The 16,338-nt window shown below is 59.2% G+C and carries 17 protein-coding genes; 6 read left to right on the top strand and 11 right to left on the bottom strand.

The window, feature by feature from the left end; translation table 11 throughout:
• Positions 1-69 precede the first annotated feature (69 nt).
• From tsf to WGT02_RS10990, 4 genes are all read right to left on the bottom strand, one after another.
• Positions 70-996: a translation elongation factor Ts gene (gene tsf / locus WGT02_RS11005; protein WP_208248017.1), complete on the bottom strand. Its 927-nt coding sequence runs from the start codon at positions 994-996 to the stop codon at positions 70-72.
• A gap of 242 nt (positions 997-1,238) precedes the next feature.
• A complete protein-coding gene (gene rpsB, locus WGT02_RS11000; RefSeq protein WP_208248018.1) occupies positions 1,239-2,003 on the bottom strand; it encodes a 30S ribosomal protein S2 in 765 nt (254 codons plus the stop codon).
• 232 nt (positions 2,004-2,235) lie between these two features.
• Entirely contained in the window at positions 2,236-2,946 is a 711-nt protein-coding gene (locus WGT02_RS10995) for a pentapeptide repeat-containing protein (protein ID WP_029710256.1), read from the bottom strand.
• A gap of 120 nt (positions 2,947-3,066) precedes the next feature.
• On the bottom strand, positions 3,067-3,903 hold the full coding sequence (locus tag WGT02_RS10990) for a cell envelope integrity EipB family protein (RefSeq protein ID WP_024316947.1): 837 nt from the start codon (positions 3,901-3,903) through the stop codon (positions 3,067-3,069).
• Positions 3,904-4,040: 137 nt separating this feature from the next.
• On the opposite strand from WGT02_RS10990, the gene WGT02_RS10985 reads away from it, so the two are divergent.
• The 4 genes from WGT02_RS10985 to WGT02_RS10970 all read left to right on the top strand — a co-directional run bounded on the left by WGT02_RS10985 (position 4,041) and on the right by WGT02_RS10970 (position 6,975).
• On the top strand, positions 4,041-4,508 hold the full coding sequence (locus WGT02_RS10985; RefSeq protein ID WP_024316946.1) for a RidA family protein: 468 nt from the start codon (positions 4,041-4,043) through the stop codon (positions 4,506-4,508).
• On the top strand, positions 4,508-5,227 hold the full coding sequence (locus tag WGT02_RS10980) for a glycerophosphodiester phosphodiesterase (protein ID WP_024316945.1): 720 nt from the start codon (positions 4,508-4,510) through the stop codon (positions 5,225-5,227). The genes WGT02_RS10985 and WGT02_RS10980 overlap by 1 nt, the downstream gene beginning before the upstream one ends.
• A 78-nt stretch (positions 5,228-5,305) precedes the next feature.
• Positions 5,306-6,496, top strand: a complete 1,191-nt coding sequence (locus tag WGT02_RS10975; protein ID WP_024316944.1) for a GNAT family N-acetyltransferase — start codon at positions 5,306-5,308, stop codon at positions 6,494-6,496.
• 53 nt (positions 6,497-6,549) lie between these two features.
• Entirely contained in the window at positions 6,550-6,975 is a 426-nt protein-coding gene (locus WGT02_RS10970) for an HIT family protein (RefSeq protein ID WP_024316943.1), read from the top strand.
• Here the strand turns inward: WGT02_RS10970 and WGT02_RS10965 are convergent, their stop codons facing one another.
• Positions 6,976-7,830 carry a phosphatase PAP2 family protein gene (locus WGT02_RS10965; protein WP_225039643.1) on the bottom strand — a complete coding sequence of 285 codons (855 nt, stop codon included), beginning with the start codon at positions 7,828-7,830 and terminating at the stop codon, positions 6,976-6,978.
• A gap of 229 nt (positions 7,831-8,059) precedes the next feature.
• Here WGT02_RS10965 and WGT02_RS10960 point away from each other — a divergent pair, with 229 nt between their 5' ends.
• Positions 8,060-9,031 carry an IS4 family transposase gene (locus WGT02_RS10960; protein ID WP_208248020.1) on the top strand — a complete coding sequence of 324 codons (972 nt, stop codon included), beginning with the start codon at positions 8,060-8,062 and terminating at the stop codon, positions 9,029-9,031.
• Here the strand turns inward: WGT02_RS10960 and istB are convergent.
• Positions 8,931-9,827 carry an IS21-like element helper ATPase IstB gene (gene istB / locus WGT02_RS10955; protein ID WP_208245168.1) on the bottom strand — a complete coding sequence of 299 codons (897 nt, stop codon included), beginning with the start codon at positions 9,825-9,827 and terminating at the stop codon, positions 8,931-8,933. The genes WGT02_RS10960 and istB overlap by 101 nt on opposite strands.
• The gene (gene istA / locus WGT02_RS10950; RefSeq protein ID WP_208245170.1) at positions 9,824-11,296 is read right to left on the bottom strand and encodes an IS21 family transposase; all 1,473 of its coding nucleotides are present in this window, start codon (positions 11,294-11,296) and stop codon (positions 9,824-9,826) included. The genes istB and istA overlap by 4 nt, the downstream gene beginning before the upstream one ends.
• Before the next feature lie 192 nt (positions 11,297-11,488).
• Here istA and WGT02_RS10945 point away from each other — a divergent pair, with 192 nt between their 5' ends.
• Entirely contained in the window at positions 11,489-12,046 is a 558-nt protein-coding gene (locus WGT02_RS10945) for a transposase (RefSeq protein WP_208248029.1), read from the top strand.
• Positions 12,047-12,083: 37 nt separating this feature from the next.
• Here WGT02_RS10945 and clpA read toward each other — a convergent pair whose 3' ends face one another.
• The 4 genes from clpA to WGT02_RS10925 all read right to left on the bottom strand — a co-directional run bounded on the left by clpA (position 12,084) and on the right by WGT02_RS10925 (position 16,235).
• Entirely contained in the window at positions 12,084-14,585 is a 2,502-nt protein-coding gene (gene clpA / locus WGT02_RS10940) for an ATP-dependent Clp protease ATP-binding subunit ClpA (protein ID WP_208248031.1), read from the bottom strand.
• A gap of 10 nt (positions 14,586-14,595) precedes the next feature.
• The gene (gene clpS / locus WGT02_RS10935) at positions 14,596-14,949 is read right to left on the bottom strand and encodes an ATP-dependent Clp protease adapter ClpS (RefSeq protein ID WP_007790346.1); all 354 of its coding nucleotides are present in this window, start codon (positions 14,947-14,949) and stop codon (positions 14,596-14,598) included.
• Between the two features lie 260 nt (positions 14,950-15,209).
• On the bottom strand, positions 15,210-15,581 hold the full coding sequence (locus WGT02_RS10930) for a phasin family protein (RefSeq protein ID WP_024318036.1): 372 nt from the start codon (positions 15,579-15,581) through the stop codon (positions 15,210-15,212).
• A gap of 231 nt (positions 15,582-15,812) precedes the next feature.
• Positions 15,813-16,235 carry a DUF3597 domain-containing protein gene (locus WGT02_RS10925; protein WP_024318035.1) on the bottom strand — a complete coding sequence of 141 codons (423 nt, stop codon included), beginning with the start codon at positions 16,233-16,235 and terminating at the stop codon, positions 15,813-15,815.
• Positions 16,236-16,338: the final 103 nt, after the last annotated feature.

Here is a 16,338-nt window from a genome sequence, read left to right as displayed (position 1 = left end):
GAGGCCCGGATACACGAAGGGCACCGCGTTGTCACGCGATGCCCTTCGGTTTTCACATTTATAGGTTTATCAGCCCTTGGCGACGGCGGCGACTTCGGCAGCGAAGTCGGACTCTTCCTTCTCGACGCCTTCGCCGAGCAGCAGTCGTGCCATGCCGGCAACTTCGATCGGCGCGCCAGCTTCCTTTTCAGCTTCCTTGATCGCAGCGCCGACCGTCAGGTCGGCATTGATCACGAAGGCCTGCGACAGAAGAGCAACCTCTTCGAAGAACTTGCGCATGCGGCCGTCGACCATCTTTTCGATGATGGCTTCCGGCTTGCCGGATTCGCGGGCCTGTTCGATGAAAACGTTGCGTTCGCGCTCGGCAACGGCGGCGTCGACTTCTTCGGCGCGGATGGCCAGCGGATTGGTCGCGGCGATGTGCATGGCGACCTGGCGGCCGATCGACGTCAGAACGGCCTTGTCGCCATTCGACTTCAGCGCAACCAGAACGCCGAGCTTGCCGATGCCGTCGCCGGCAGCGTTGTGGATGTAGGTCGCAACGACGCCGTGCTCGACTTCCAGCTTGGCTGCACGACGGAGCGTCATGTTCTCGCCGATGGTCGCGATCGCGTCCTTGATGGTGTCAGCGACCGGCTTGCCGGATGCCGGGTAGGTCGCAGCCGAAATGGCCTCAACCGTGCCGTCGGTCGAAAGAGCAACGTTGGCGATGCCGCGAACGAGATCCTGGAAGGCGTCGTTGCGGGCAACGAAGTCGGTTTCGGAGTTGAGTTCTACGACGACGGCCTTGTGGCCGGCACCGGCAATGGCGATCAGGCCTTCAGCGGCGGTCCGGCCCGACTTCTTGTCGGCCTTGGAGATGCCCTTGGCGCGCAGCCAGTCGATTGCGGCTTCGATATCGCCGTTGTTTTCGAGCAGCGCCTTCTTGCAGTCCATCATGCCTGCGCCGGACTTTTCGCGCAGTTCCTTCACCAGTGCAGCCGTAATCTCGGTCATAAGCTTCCTCTTGTCGGTTCAAACGGTGGCCCGCAAAGGCGGTGCGGCACCGGATTGAGGCACGAAATGTACCTGTATGTATGACAGCGTGATGAAAGACGCGTCATAACGAAACTCGTAGGGCGACGGGCTGACTGCCCCCGCCTGAAACGGTCAAGGCCGCCGAACTTCTAAAAGTCGCGAGCGGCCTTTCCCAATCTCTGGAAAGCATGGCGGGCAGTTCAGCCCACCTGCTTCTTTTATCAGGCGCCGGTTTCGTCGAGCGCCGGCTCCGCCGGAGCTTCGATCGATGCGCCGAGGTCGCGGCCCGACGAGCTTTGCTGACGAGCGATACCGTCGATGGCAGCACGGGCGATCAGGTCGCAGTAAAGAGCGATGGCGCGCGAAGCGTCGTCGTTGCCCGGGATCGTATAGTCGATCAGATCAGGATCGCAGTTCGAGTCAATGATTGCGACAACCGGGATGCCGAGGCGCTTGGCTTCGTCGATCGCGATCTTTTCCTTGTTGGTGTCGATGATGAACATCAGGTCCGGCGTGCCGCCCATGTCCTTGATACCACCGAGAGCCTTGTCGAGCTTTTCGCGCTCGCGCTCGAGGGTCAGGCGCTCCTTCTTGGAGTAGCCGGACTGCTCGGAGCCAAGGATTTCGTCGAGCTTGCGCAGACGCTGGATCGAGTTGGAGATCGTCTTCCAGTTGGTCATCATGCCGCCGAGCCAACGCGAGTTGACGTAGTACTGAGCGGAACGCTTGGCCGAGTCAGCGATGAGCTCGGAAGCCTGGCGCTTGGTGCCGACGAAAAGAACGCGGCCGCCACGAGCAACGGTGTCGGAGACAACCTGCAGGGCGCGCGACAGCATCGGAACGGTCTGAGCGAGGTCGATGATGTGGATGTTGTTACGATCGCCGAAAATGTACGGCTTCATCTTCGGGTTCCAGCGGTGCGTCTGGTGGCCGAAGTGGACGCCTGCTTCGAGGAGCTGGCGCATAGAGAAATCGGGCAATGCCATGCCTTGTTATCCTTTTCCGGTTGAACCTCCGCAAGGCTAACAGCATCCTCGTCGAGAATGCCACCGGGCGGAACCATCCGGATTTCTCCCGGACAATCCCATGCCTTACGTGTGGAATGCGGGTCGCCATACCCTCCCTTATCCGGAAAATCAAGGCTTCCTGCGAAAAAAGCGACAATGGAGGCTCGTGGCAGCGTACTCGACGCCGGCTGAAGGCGCCACACCAGTGCGATCAATCCGACGCGCAGGGCCAGTTTGCCGGTGCGGAAAGGCCGGCAGGCAGCTTCGTCTTCGCATCGCCGCAGGCAAGATCGACCTGAGCCTGATCGAGACCCGTCGCAGCAGACAAATCAAGCCCTTCGATTCGCGTCAAAAACATGAAGGCGCGATCGAACGCGACCGGCCCCTCAAAGGTTGCCTCGCTGAGGTCGGCGCGCGACAGATTGGCGAGAGAGAACTTGGTTCCTGTGAGAACGGCTTTGGCGAAGCTCGCGCGGCCAAGCTCGGCTTTCTCGAAGTTCGCGCCGCTGAGCTTTGCGCCATTGAAATTGGAGCGCTGAAGTTCTGCGCCGGCGAACGACGCTCCCTCTGCGAAAACGTTCTCGAATCCGGATCGATAAGCCTCGATCTTCGAGAAATTCGCCTTACCGGCCTGAGCTCCCGTGAACCACGCACGCGCCAATGTTGCCTTCTCGAGATTCGCCGAGGTGAGATTGGTACCGCTGAGATTGGTCAGGCTCAGGTCCGTGCCTGCCAGGTTGGCACCCTGAAAGTCGCTTCCCTGCAACATGAGATTCTTCTTGCTGCACTCGCTCCAATCAATTCCCGCCACCGGCGTCCTGCCGCAATCCGACGCCGAGGCTGGAGTGCTCGCGAACAGCGTCAACGCAACCAAGCCAGCTGAGATTCCGGAGAGTCCACCACTCAATACACCATGCCGCATCGCCAAGATTCAAACTCCAATCCGACTCTTGCGCCCTAATCAGCGCGCCTTTCGAATTACTAGCATAGAGAGGGTTTACTTAGACATACCGACAATCGTCGTGGTGAGCATCCGCGACGATTATTTGCAGGCAGCGGACGTGCTATCGAGCAGTTCGAGCTTTGCAAGCCTGCCGCTGAGAACAAAGTCGCCATAGTCCAGGGTCAGATCGCGGGTGATGCCGTTTTCGTAGAGCTTGAACGACATGCGATAGACAGGCAAAGCGTCGGTCTTGGTATTCTCGTTGAAATACGAGATCGTGACCGGCCAGAAGGCAGCCTTCGCGAAGGCGCCGGCATTGCCCGCATCGGCCTCATCGACCGCCGGTGCCACCTGCTTGCCGACGACGGTGGTCGTCACCAGCGCCTTGTCCCCGTCATCCGAGCCGTCGAAGACGCGCGCCTCGAACAGGCGCTTGCCAGCCTTGGCGTTCTGGATCACGTCCAGCATATGTTCGGTCGGGAACCGGCTCGCGGCAAGTTGCAGTTCCTTGCTGGTCGGCTGGGTCAAGGCAACCTTCACGCCTTCAGCCTGGTCCTGCGCGGCTCCGTTGACCTCCTTGTCGAGCTGCTCGTCGGTAAAAGACTTGGTGTCGAACGTGAACCTGCGGTCCTTCAGGTTCTCGAAGGTCTTTGTCTGCTGGTCGCTGACGCGGACGGCATCGCCCGTATCGATCTGCGTCACGAAGCGGAAATTGGTGGTGAAGCCCGTGCAGTAGTTGCCGCCGAACTCGTAAACCATGCGGCCCGACATGCCCGAAATGCCGGAGCGCTCCGAGGCGTCCTTCAATTCCAGATCATAGACCGCCCGGTGAGCGACAAGACCGGTCGCAATCGCGGCACTCGTTGCTGGCGCGGCCGCATAGACGGTCGTCGAAACGCTCGCCAGAAGAAGTGCGGCAAGACTCGATCGGAACATTGACAATCTCCTGTTGGACTCGCCTGCAATATTATAAGAACGCTTTCGGCCAAATCGAGGCTCGAAAATGTCACAATCTAGATTCCAAGCCTTGATGCATAAGTTTAGAACTATTCACAATAAAAGCGGAGAGGAAAATGTCCGATCAAATCGCTGCGCGCCTAAAAGAAATGGGGATATCCCTGCCTGAGGCTGCGGCCCCGGCCGCAAACTACGTTCCCTACGTAGTCAGCGGGAACCTCCTCTACATCTCCGGGCAGCTGCCTCTCGAGGGCGGCAAGATCGCCGTCTGCGGTCATCTGGGCAAGAATGTCGACGTCCAAGCCGGCCAGCGCGCTGCAGAACTCTGCGCCATCAATATCCTTTCTCAGGCACGCGCTGCTCTCGGCGGCGATCTTGGCCGCATCAAGCGCGTCATCAAGCTCAACGGCTTCGTGGCCTCTACATCAGACTTCGTCGAACAGCACCTCGTCATCAATGGTGCCTCCAACCTGATTGCCGGCGTCCTCGGTGAGGCCGGCAAGCATGCGCGCGCCGCCGTCGGCATGGCCGCCCTGCCGATGAACGCCGCTGTCGAAATCGATGCGATCGTGGAAATTGCCTGATGACCTCAGCTGCATGGCTCAAGGAACAGCCGGTCGCTCATCGCGGCTATCATGACCTCAACAAGGCCGTGTGGGAAAACACGCTCTCTGCGTTCTCGCGCGCGGTCGAAGCAGGCTTTGCAATCGAGTGCGACCTGCATTACGCCTCAGACGGCGTGCCGATCATCTTCCACGATGAGGATCTGGAGCGCCTGTGCAATCTCAAGGGAGACGTGCGCGAGCGCACGTCACGGGAACTCGGCCTCATCTCCGTTGGCGGAACAGCCGACAAGATACCGACGCTGCGGCAGCTGCTGGATCTTGTGAAGGGCCAGGTTCCCTTGGTTATCGAGCTGAAAGGCCGCGAGGCCGATGACGAGGGATTTGCGGAAGCCGTTCTCGAAGTGCTTGAAGGCTATGAGGGCAAGGTCGCGCTGATGAGCTTCGACCACTGGCTGCTTCGCGATCTAAAGGCGCTCAATATCCCCTATCCGCTCGGCCTGACGGCAGGGGGTAACAAACCGGAAGAGTTCGAAGTGCACGAAAAGGCCATGGAGCTCGGCCTCGACTTCATTTCTTATTTCTTCGCCGACCTGCCGAACCCGTTCATTACGGCACAACGTGAAAAGGGCATCGTGGTCATCACCTGGACCGTGCGCGATGAAAAGGGACAAAGGCACACGTTCGAGAATGCCGACCAGATGACATTCGAGGGATTCGATCCGCGCGTTTCGGTTTGACGCTCGCTTTTTGGACAAGATCGTGCGCAGACTGGTGGTGAGCCCTATTTTCCTCCCAAACGGTCTCGCATTCGCTCCATGACAGACGAACTTTCAATCCGCATCGAGCGGTCTTTCACCGCGATTTCCCAGGAGAGCTGGTCGCGGCTTTCCGGGGCCTCCCCAAAAGGCAGCACGCTCGCCTACAATCCCTTCGTGTCGCATGCTTTCCTGTCCTCGCTGGAAGAATCGGGATCAGCGACGGCGCAAACCGGCTGGATGGGCCACCATCTGCTATTGGAAACGGACAAGGGCGAGCTTGTCGGCGCCCTCCCCGGTTATCTGAAGAACCATAGCCAGGGCGAGTACGTTTTCGACCACGGCTGGGCCGATGCGTTCGAACGAGCGGGCGGACGCTACTATCCCAAGCTGCAATGCTCCATTCCCTTTACCCCTGCGACCGGCCCACGTCTGCTTGTCGCCGAAGGTCTGCAGCGCCTGCCGATCCAGCATGCAATAGCCGAGAGCCTCAAGGAAGTCGTGCGCCGGCTCGGCGTGTCCTCCGCTCACATCACATTCGTACCCGAGGACGAGATCGGCATCTTCGAGGGCGAGGATTACCTGCACAGGACGGACCAGCAGTTTCATTTCATCAATGAAGGCTATGCCAATCACGAGACGTTTCTTGAGACGCTGGCGTCGCGCAAGCGCAAAGCTCTTCGCAGGGAACGCCGCACCGCACTCGAAAACGGCATTCGCATCGATTGGCTGACCGGCAGCGATCTGACCGAACGCATCTGGGACCAGTTCTTCGCCTTCTATATGGATACGGGCGGCCGAAAGTGGGGCCGGCCGTACCTGACGCGCAAGTTCTACTCGCTGATCGGCGAGCGCATGCCGGACAATATACTGCTCGTCATGGCAAAACGCGACGGTCGCTACATTGCCGGCGCGATCAACTTCATCGGCGGCGATACGCTCTATGGCCGCCATTGGGGATGCATCGAGGACCACCCGTACCTGCATTTCGAGGTCTGTTATCATCAGGCGATCGACTTTGCCCTGGAAAGGGGCCTCAAGCGTGTTGAGGCCGGCGCCCAGGGCGAACACAAGCTGGCACGAGGTTATCTGCCGGTGACAACCCACTCCGCGCATTATGTTGCACATGCGGGGTTGCGCCGGGCGATCGCCGACTATCTCGAGCGGGAGCGCAACGACGTCGAACAGATGAACGAGATCCTGACGGAGCACAGCCCGTTTCGAAAGGGCGAGCGGCGACAGGAGGATTGACGCTTTCGTCCCTGCCGCGCTACGCGATCACAGCAGCAAAGAGGAGATTTCGTATGACCAGCGCCGCCTATGACAGCAACAATATCTTCGCCAAGATCCTGCGCGGCGAAATTCCGTCGCATCGCATCTACGAAGACAACGACACGGTTGCGTTCATGGATGTGATGCCGCAGGCACCAGGCCACGTGCTCGTCGTTCCCAAAACAGCTTCGCGCAACATCCTCGATGCCGATCCGGCGGTTCTTGCGCAGACGATCCCGGTCGTGCAGAAGATCGCCAATGCCGTCAAGGAAGCATTCGATGCAGACGGCGTCCTCGTCTGCCAGTTCAACGAACCGGCCGCCGGCCAGACCATCTTCCACCTGCACTTCCACGTGATCCCGCGATACGAGGGCATGGCGCTGCGTCCGCATTCGGGGCAGATGGAAGACAATGCGGTGCTCGCGGCCAACGCCGAGAAGATCAAGGCAGAGCTCTGATCAAACGGCGGCAGTGGCTACGATTCCGGTGCTAAGTTGTCGTTGCGTCCTTTCAAGTTGGCGCAGCGCCGCATCGGCAAGTGCGTAGGCAACGCCGAACACAAGCAAACCGCCAAGAACATCGGCAAGATTGTGCCCGCCCTGTATCAGGATCGCGGGCATCATCAGGACATTCAAGAGCAGGAACGGTAGGCCAAGTGGCCCGCACCGCAGCATGAAACATGCGGACATCGCCGCCATAACCGTGTGGAACGACGGAAATCCGATCAGTCCCAGCACGTTCCTTGGCGTCAAATAGGTCGCGCCGTTGCGTCCGAGCTCGACAAGCTGAGCACCGTAGTGCGGACCAACGGCAAGGGGGACGGCTTCAGTCACCGCTGGCGACAGCCCGTAAATCGATGATGCGCCAAACGATGGAAAGAAGAACCAGCAAATGATCGCCATCAGCGCTCCGATCACGCCGGTCATCAGGAAATGATGAAGCAGCCTTGTCCGACCGCCAAGACCCAAGATCAACAGGATGACGACGAGCTGCGGCAATGACGTTGCGTAGATCATCTGGAGCACAATTCCAGCGGACGGATATTGCGAGGCCCACGTCACGAAGTCCGGCCAGCGAAACCCTAACGCTGCGTCAAAGCGAGCGAGAACTGGGTCGATTGGCTGAAACCGCAGCGGCAACAGCAGATAGTTGAAGATCGAGCCGACAATCGTGAAAAGCACGAAGAGACCGGCAGCGATCGACGTTACGGCAATCCGGTCGTTGCGGCGGACATGCCGATAGAATTGCCCAAGCCCGACCAGGAAGGCGCCACAGGCGATGAGGCTCGCATATCCGGTAACGTCGATTACCAACGCCCTTCAATACCAACAGGCAAGCATCAAGCAGTGCGAAGGTCGCGAGGATCAAAATGATAAAACGTTCAGCCGGCAGAAACGCCATTGCGAGGCTCCTTGCTGGAGCCGATATAAAGCCGGTTCATTTAAGAATCGCCTAAGCGATCGCCTATAACAGCAAAGAAAAAGGCGGCCGACGCCTAATGCAGTTCACTTAGTGAGCTGCGGGCAAGTTTGATGGTTCAGGATGGGGATTCGTTTTCCCATCCTGTTTTTGTTTGTGATGTCACGCACCCTTGGACATTCGGCCGAATTATCGGCTCTTTCGCAGGCGATCGACCCGGACTGGATCGCTCAGGCTCTCGCCACGACAGGCAAGGCGAGCATCCGCAAGCGCAAGCTGCCAGCCGAGCAGGTCGTCTGGCTGGTGATTGCGTTGGCCCTTTATCGTCATCAGTCGATCCCGGAGGTGGTGGCCCATCTTGATCTGGTTTTGCCCGATGAGGTCAACGCGGATATTGCCAAGAGCGCGTTGACACAGGCACGGCAGCGCTTGGGTCAGGCACCGTTGGCGCAGTTGTTTGCAATGAGTGCATCATGCTGGGATGAACGCCACCAATCCGGGCGTGCCTGGCGGGGTCTTTGTCGTTATGCCGTGGACGGCAGCACGCTGCGGACGTCCGACAGCCCGGAGAACCGGGCGCATTTTGGAGCGCAGGCCTACGCGTCTGGCGTTGTCGCAAGCTATCCGCAATTGCGGCTGCTGACGCTGACGGCGCTGGCGACGCATCTGGTGCGTGATGCGGTGTTCGGAGCCTATGGCACAAACGAGATGCTCTATGCCAAAAGCCTGCTCGACCGGGTTCCGGACCATTCGCTGACGGTCTTCGACAAGGGCTTCTTCAGTGCCAGCCTTCTCTTGCAATTGCAGACGAAGGGACATGAGCGTCACTGGCTGATTCCGGCCAAAGCCAACAGCACATGGGAACGACTGGATCCGCACCCCACCGATTATCGGGTGCGCATGAAGGTCTCGCCCCAGGCGCGGCAGGCAGAACCGGACTTGCCTATAGCGCGACGATCAGGATGCGACGCGAGCGACAATCTGGATGAGATTCTTATGTCGCGGTTGGAGCGAAGTTATCATGTTGATTGTCGCTGGCAAGAGTTTCATCGTGTTCTGATTGCCGCTCCGCGACAAGCTGGGAAGAGCTTTTGATTGTCGCGAATGAGGCGGGTCTGCCGCGCTGGCGTTTGGCTTCCATGGCCGAACGCCGCCGGTAGCTTTCGACATTCATCTCGAAGATTGTTGCGTGATGGACAAGTCGGTCCACCGCGGCAAGCGTCATGGCCGGGTCTGGAAAGACGCGGTTCCATTCTCCGAAGGGCTGATTGGCGGTGATCATGATGGAACGCCGCTCATATCTTGCGGAGATGAGTTCGAAGAGCACGCTCGTTTCGGCCTGGTCCTTGGTGACGTAGGCCAGGTCGTCGAGGATGAGAAGATCGAACTTGTCGAGCTTTGCGATGGCGGCTTCGAGCTGAAGCTCCCTCCGCGCGACCTGAAGCTTCTGGACGAGATCGGTCGTGCGGGTGAAGAGCACGCGCCAGCCGTTCTCGATTAGCGCGAGGCCGACGGCTGCGGCGAGATGGCTCTTTCCGCCGCCGGGCGGACCGAACATCAGGATATTGGCGCCTTTGGCGAGCCAGCTATCGCCGGCTGCAATCGCCATGACCTGGGCCTTGGAGACCATGGGAACAGCGTCGAAGGCGAAGCTGTCGAGCGTCTTTCCGGGTGGCAGGTGGGCCTCGGCGAGGTGTCTTTCGATCCTGCGATGGGCGCGTTCGGCCAATTCATGCTCGGCGATGGCCGAGAGGAAACGGGCAGCAGGCCATCCTTCCCGATCGGCCTGCTCGGCAAATTGGTGCCAGAACGTCTTGATCGTCGGCAGCCTCAGTTCGTTGAGCATGATGCCGAGGCGGGCTTCATCGACTGTGTGGATGTTGCTCTTCATGCGACCTCTCCCGCATAGGCCGTGCCGATCAGGGCTTCATAACCATTGAGCGACGCGAGTTGCACATGAACGATCGGCAACTGATCCGGGTCCGGGCTGAAGACCGCTCTCAAAGCCGCCAGATCAGGCAGTTTGTGGGCGTCGAGCGTTTTGGCAAGCTCCTCGGCCAGTTCACGCTCGCAACTGCGATCGTGAGCCAAGGCAAGCAGTTCCACGGTGATCTTGCAAGCCTGCCGCTCGGGCAGTTGCTCGATGAGCGCGTCGAAAGTCCTGCGATATTCCGGCCTGGGGAAGAGCTTGTCGCGATAGACGAGCCCCAAAAGCGCCATCGGCTTTTTGCGCAGGGAATGAATGACGTGATGATAGTTGACGACTTGATCGTGCTTGCCACTCGCATGGGCGCGGCCTCGGGGTAATGTCAGCAGATGCGTGCCGCCGATGAAGACGTCGAGGCGATCGTCGAACAGACGCACCCGCAGCCGGTGGCCAATCAGACGGGAAGGCACGGTGTAGAAGACCTTGCGCAAGGCGAAGCCGCCGGTGCTCGATACGGTGACGATGACCTCTTCGAAGTCGGTGGTGCGACGATCGGGAAGAGCTTGCAGATGCGTGCGCTCGGCATCGATGCGCTTGCCATGTGCGGCATTGCGGCGGCTGACGATCTCATCGATGAAGGCGCGATAGGATCCGAGGTCGCCAAAGTCCCTGGTTCCGCGCATCAGCAGAGCATCGCGGATCGCATTCTTGAGATGGCCGTGGGAACTTTCGATCGAGCCGTTCTCGTGCGCGACGCCCTTGTTGTTGCGCGTCGGCGTCATGCGATAATGGGCGCACAGTTCGTCGTAGCGATGCGTCAGATCGACCTTGGCGTCGGCATCGAGGTTGCGGAAGGCGGCCGATAAGCTGTCGCTGCGATGATAGAGCGGCGAACCGCCAACCGACCACAGGGCGTTCTGCAGCCCCTCGGCCAGAGCGACGAAGCTCTCTCCACCCAGGATGACATGGGCATGCTCGAAGCCCGACCAGACCAGCCGGAAGTGATAAAGCAGATGATCGAGCGATTGGCCGGCGATCGTCACGCCGAGGCTGCCCATGTCGGTAAAATCCGACAGTCCTAACCGACCGGGTTCGTGCATCTGACGGAAGATCACTTCCTGCTCCTGACCGTGAACAGCCCGCCATGATCGGATACGACGCTCAATCGTACGGCGAACACCTTCTGACAGCTCTGGATGACGCCGCAGCATCTCGTTGTAAACGGCGACCGCTCGGATGCCGGGCGCGGCCTTGAGGAGCGGAACAACCTCGGCGTCGAAGATGTGCTCAAGGGGATCGGGGCGACGCCGGTCGCGCGGCGGCTTGGTCTGCGATGGAAGACGCGCATCCTTCTCGATGCGGTAAGCCGTCGCCCGGCTGATCGACGCCTTGGCGGCAGCGACCTCAATGGGGTTGTTTTGTCGGTACTTCATAAAAAGCCTCGTCTGATGATCGGTTACATGGCGACCCGGCACAAAGGTGATTCTCCATTCTCAGAAAATCACCGACGCTACCGGGCCAACCGCGATCATGAGACGCCGAAAAATTGCGCCGCGGCGGGGGTGTAACTCCAGTCGGGCTACGCCCTCCCTTCGTCACACCCCCGCCGCCGAGTCTCATCCTGATTGACGCTGAGTCTCACCTTGTTTGTCGCCGCGCACTTGCCGGCCTTCTGGGAGGGCAGGGCCATCGAGACGACCACCAGCCATGGCAAAAAGCGCATATTGTTGACATCGCTGATGGACAGACAAACTTATCCGGCAAGCGAAATCGTCCATCAGTATGAAGAGCGATGGCGCATCGAGACAAGTTATCGCGAACTCAAGCAGGAGCTTCTCGGTAGCGAACTGACCCTGCGAAGCGGCACGCCGGAGACTGTCTATCAGGAGGTCTGGGGCGCGTTGCTGGCCTACAATCTGGTGCGGCTCGAAATGGCAGAGGTCGCGACCGAAGCCCAAGTCGAGCCAACCCGACTAAGCTTTATCACAGCCCTGCATTACCTGCGTCACGAATGGGGATGGATGGCGATCGAAGCACCCGGCAAAATCCCCGCCCACCTCACCAGATTGAGAAACAGATTGGCAGACTTGCTGCTGACAGAAAAACGGGGGCGATCATGCCCCCGTGTCGTCAAAAAACTCCCTGCCAGATACCCGATAAGAGCCGTAAGCAAACCTAAGTGAACTGCATTAGGCCGTTGCAGCCGCCTTTTTGGTCGCTTTACTTCTTTGGAACCCGTGGAACCGCACTGCCCTTCTTGGGCGGGCTCTTCACCTCGGATTCGACGACTGCCTTTGCCTTCCTGGCCGTTGTCTTCTTCGGGCGAGCCTTCGTCTTCAGCTCGCCGTCATCCTCATCGTCGGCCTCGGGATGCGCGACTTCGGCTTCCGGCTTCGGCTTGATCGGCGCGCTATCCGACACGGCTTCGAGGATGATGCCGGGCTTGCCGTCTTCCTTCGGACCGACCGTGACGTTGACGACGCCGCCCTTGCGCAGCTTGCCAAAGAGGATTTCGTTGGCAAGCGGCTTCTTGATGACGTCCTGGATGACGCGGGCAAGCGGGCGGGCGCCCATCTTGTCGTCGTAACCCTTTTCAGCCAGCCAGGCGATGGCATCTTCGTGCAGGTCGAAGGTGACATTCCGTTCGGAAAGCTGTGCTTCGAGTTGCATGATGAACTTCTGCACGACCTTGTGGATGACTTCCGTCGGGAGCGCCGCGAACGGGATGATCGCGTCGAGGCGATTGCGGAACTCGGGCGTGAACAGGCGGGTCAACGCCTCCTCGTCCTCGCCCGTGCGCTTGGACGAACCGAAGCCGATCGCCGCCTTGGCCATCTCCGACGCACCCGCGTTGGTCGTCATGATCAGGATGACGTTGCGGAAGTCGATCTTCTTGCCGTTGTGGTCCGTGAGCGTGCCGTGGTCCATCACCTGCAACAGAATGTTGTAGATGTCAGGATGAGCCTTCTCGATCTCGTCGAGCAGCACAACGCAATGTGGATGCTGGTCGACGCCATCGGTCAGGAGACCGCCCTGGTCGAAGCCCACGTAGCCAGGAGGTGCACCGAGCAGGCGCGATACCGTGTGCCGCTCCATGTATTCCGACATATCGAAGCGCAGGAGTTCGACGCCGAGAGACGACGCCAGTTGCTTCGCAACCTCGGTTTTGCCAACGCCGGTCGGGCCGGAGAAAACGTAGGATCCGATCGGCTTGTTCGGTTCGCGCAAGCCCGCGCGAGCGAGCTTGATCGCGGTCGACAGCGCTTCGATCGCGTTGTCTTGACCGTAAACCACGGAGCGCAATTCCTGCTCCAGATTGGCAAGAACAGCTTCGTCGTCCTTCGACACCGTCTTCGGCGGGATACGCGCCATCGTCGCGACCGTCGCTTCGATCTCCTTCTCGGTGATCAGCTTGCGGCGCTTGGAGGGCGGCAGCAGCATCTGGGCAGCACCGGTCTCATCGATGACGTCGATCGCCTTGTCCGGCAGTTTGCGGTCCGAAATGTAGCGAGCCGACAGCTCGACGGCGGTCTTGATCGCTTCGTTCGAATAGCGCAGGTGATGGTACTCTTCGAAGTAGGGCTTCAGACCCTTCATGATCTCGATCGCATCGTCGATCGACGGTTCGTTGACGTCGATCTTCTGGAAGCGGCGAACCAGAGCACGGTCCTTCTCGAAGAACTGGCGGTATTCCTTATAGGTGGTTGAACCGATGCAGCGGATCGCGCCCGAGGACAGAGCCGGCTTCAAGAGGTTGGAGGCATCCATTGCCCCGCCCGACGTCGCACCCGCACCGATGACGGTATGGATCTCGTCGATGAACAGCACAGCACCCGGATATTCTTCCAGTTCCTTGACCACCTGCTTCAGACGTTCTTCGAAATCGCCGCGATAGCGCGTGCCGGCCAGCAGCGTGCCCATATCCAGCGAGAATATCGTGGCATCGGCCAATGCTTCCGGCACCTTGCCCTCAACGATTCGCTTGGCAAGGCCTTCGGCAATCGCCGTCTTGCCGACGCCGGGATCGCCGACGTAGAGCGGGTTGTTCTTCGAACGGCGGCACAGGACCTGGATGGTGCGGTTGACCTCAGCCTGACGGCCGATCAGCGGATCGATCTTGCCGCCCTTGGCCTTCTTGTTGAGGTTCACGCAGTAAGCCTTCAGAGCGTCCTGCTGCTTTTTAGGACCGCCCTCCTCCTGCTCGCCGCTGCCACGCGCCGTTGGCTTGCTCTCGGATTCGCCGTCATCGGCGCCGCGCGGCGGACGCGATTCGGATGCGCCTGGACGTTTGCCGATCCCGTGGGAGATATAATTGACGGCATCGTAGCGGGTCATCTCCTGCTCCTGCAGGAAGTAAGCAGCATGGCTCTCACGTTCGGCGAAAATGGCAACGAGGACGTTAGCCCCTGTTACCTCCTCACGACCGGATGACTGCACATGGATCACCGCTCGCTGGATAACGCGCTGGAAGCCGGAGGTCGGCTTGGAGTCCTCGTCATAGCCGGTGACCAAATTGGAGAGTTCGTTATCGACATATTCAACAAGCGTTTTGCGCAGCGCGTCGAGGTCGACATTGCAGGCCCCCATAACCGCGGCCGCATCGGCATCGTCAATCAGGGCGAGCAGCAGATGCTCGAGCGTGGCATATTCATGATGCCGCTCGTTGGCAAAGGTCAGTGCCTGATGGAGCGCCTTCTCAAGACTAGGCGAAAATGTTGGCACGTTCAGATCCTCACTTCTTTTCCATGACGCATTGCAGCGGATGCTGGTGCTGTCGGGCGAAGTCCATCACCTGGCTCACCTTCGTCTCCGCTACCTCGTATGTAAATATTCCACATTCACCGACACCATGGTTGTGGACGTGGAGCATGATGCGGGTGGCACTTTCACGATCCTTCTGAAAAAAACGCTCAAGGATATGAATGACAAATTCCATCGGAGTATAGTCGTCATTCAAGAGGAGCACGCGGTAGAGATTGGGCTTCTTGGTCTTCGGCTTCGTGCGTGTGATGACCGAGGTTCCGCGATTTCCGTTGTCCCCGTTCCTTTCGCTGTCGTTTTGCATCCGGATCGGCGCTGCGATCATTTTCTTTCATTCCTCGATCGGTCCAGCGGGGCCTGGGAGGAGTGTTTCCCGCCGAATATTCGAAATACTAACTTAGTTCATCCTGGAGCGATTTTAAGCCCCTCGTTTCACACTGCAATCACAATTCGGCCGGTCTTGACGCAAAGACACAGAAACTGGCGATGGGCAGCCGACAGGCATCGTGAAAAAAGAAAAGACCGGCCGCAGATGCGTAGCCGGTCCTCGATTTTCAAGAGCTATGCGGCCTGTGCCGCGTATCTTTACGCCGCGGCTGGCGCAACAACTGCAGCCGCTTTCGTCGCCTTTGCGGCCGCTGCGGCAACAGGCGCTTCATATGGTTTGTAAGCGCTTTTGGCGAGATCGGAATACATTTCGCCGAGCTTGGTGGCTTCGGTCACGAAGGCTTCGTATGCGGTTTTCACATAGTTGCTCTGCAACTCGAACGCAGCTTCGAAGCTGCGCGCCCCCGAGAGGCTTTCAAAATGCGTGACCGTATCCTGGAACGACTTCTTGGAATATTCCACCGCCTCGGCGGCGATCGCCTGGAAACCCTTGGCAGTATCCGAGTAGCTCTTCAGCATCGTATCCATGGCTTCCTTGCTCTTCCGGTTGGCTTCATCGAAGTTCAACATGACCATCATCCTCCTTGGCCTCTGCGGCAGGTGAAGCGTAGCTGCAATGCACAAATAGTCAAGCGTCATTGTGCATTGCAAAACAATCTATGATTGCGTCCTCGAACCCCGCTTTTTGGACGGCGCAGGGCGGCGATATTTCGATATTTGATTTCACTAAAATATATCAGAAGCGCCGCAACCAGAAGCTTTGCTAAAAATGTCGCCGCGGCGCTACCGCCACTGAGCCGGTCAGTCGAGGAGGTCGGCCGGAACCTTTCCGCCGTTCTCGGCAAGGCGCTTCATCAGAGCCTTGTGCAGGAACATGTTCATCGTGGCGGTGTCGTGCGTGTCGCCGGTAAAACCAAGCTCGGCGGCAAGTTCCTTGCGCTCCGCAAGGCTCGCATCCATGCCGACTGCCTTCATCAGATCCACGATCGAGCGGCGCCAATCCAACTTCTGTCCACTCTTCTTCACCGCTGCGTCTAGCAGTGGCACGATGTCGATCGCGGCCGCGCCCGGCGAGGCAGCTGACGGTGTCGGCTGTGGTGTGGCTGCCGGCGCTGCGCTTGGCGCTGCTGCGGTCGGCGATGGCGCCGGCGTGGCAGACGGAGTGACCGGAGCGGCGACGGCCTCACCAAAAATCGCGTGCTTGATCTTGTCGAAAATACCCATTCTCGGCATCCTCCTTTGGCGCTAGAGCACATGCTCAGCGGAGGAGATGGAGCATTCGGCGGAGCGGTCCAGAGAAGGCGGCCTATTTTTCCGCTAAAGATTG

This window comes from Rhizobium sp. T1470 (assembly GCF_042140505.1).
In the GTDB taxonomy this organism is placed as follows: Bacteria; Pseudomonadota; Alphaproteobacteria; order Rhizobiales; family Rhizobiaceae; genus Rhizobium; species Rhizobium favelukesii.
Note: the sequence above shows the minus strand (reverse complement) of the source record. Positions and strands in the feature narration are given on the sequence as shown.

Coding starts and splice junctions, on each gene's coding strand:
- WGT02_RS10930 (WP_024318036.1), bottom strand. CDS start 15,581: ATGTTGAACTTCGATGAAGCCAACCGGAAGAGCAAGGAAGCCATGGAT.
- istA (WP_208245170.1), bottom strand. CDS start 11,296: ATGAAGTACCGACAAAACAACCCCATTGAGGTCGCTGCCGCCAAGGCG.
- WGT02_RS10985 (WP_024316946.1), top strand. CDS start 4,041: ATGTCCGATCAAATCGCTGCGCGCCTAAAAGAAATGGGGATATCCCTG.
- WGT02_RS10925 (WP_024318035.1), bottom strand. CDS start 16,235: ATGGGTATTTTCGACAAGATCAAGCACGCGATTTTTGGTGAGGCCGTC.
- WGT02_RS10995 (WP_029710256.1), bottom strand. CDS start 2,946: ATGCGGCATGGTGTATTGAGTGGTGGACTCTCCGGAATCTCAGCTGGC.
- tsf (WP_208248017.1), bottom strand. CDS start 996: ATGACCGAGATTACGGCTGCACTGGTGAAGGAACTGCGCGAAAAGTCC.
- WGT02_RS10970 (WP_024316943.1), top strand. CDS start 6,550: ATGACCAGCGCCGCCTATGACAGCAACAATATCTTCGCCAAGATCCTG.
- clpS (WP_007790346.1), bottom strand. CDS start 14,949: ATGATCGCAGCGCCGATCCGGATGCAAAACGACAGCGAAAGGAACGGG.
- WGT02_RS10990 (WP_024316947.1), bottom strand. CDS start 3,903: ATGTTCCGATCGAGTCTTGCCGCACTTCTTCTGGCGAGCGTTTCGACG.
- rpsB (WP_208248018.1), bottom strand. CDS start 2,003: ATGGCATTGCCCGATTTCTCTATGCGCCAGCTCCTCGAAGCAGGCGTC.
- istB (WP_208245168.1), bottom strand. CDS start 9,827: ATGAAGAGCAACATCCACACAGTCGATGAAGCCCGCCTCGGCATCATG.
- WGT02_RS10975 (WP_024316944.1), top strand. CDS start 5,306: ATGACAGACGAACTTTCAATCCGCATCGAGCGGTCTTTCACCGCGATT.
- WGT02_RS10980 (WP_024316945.1), top strand. CDS start 4,508: ATGACCTCAGCTGCATGGCTCAAGGAACAGCCGGTCGCTCATCGCGGC.
- WGT02_RS10960 (WP_208248020.1), top strand. CDS start 8,060: ATGGGGATTCGTTTTCCCATCCTGTTTTTGTTTGTGATGTCACGCACC.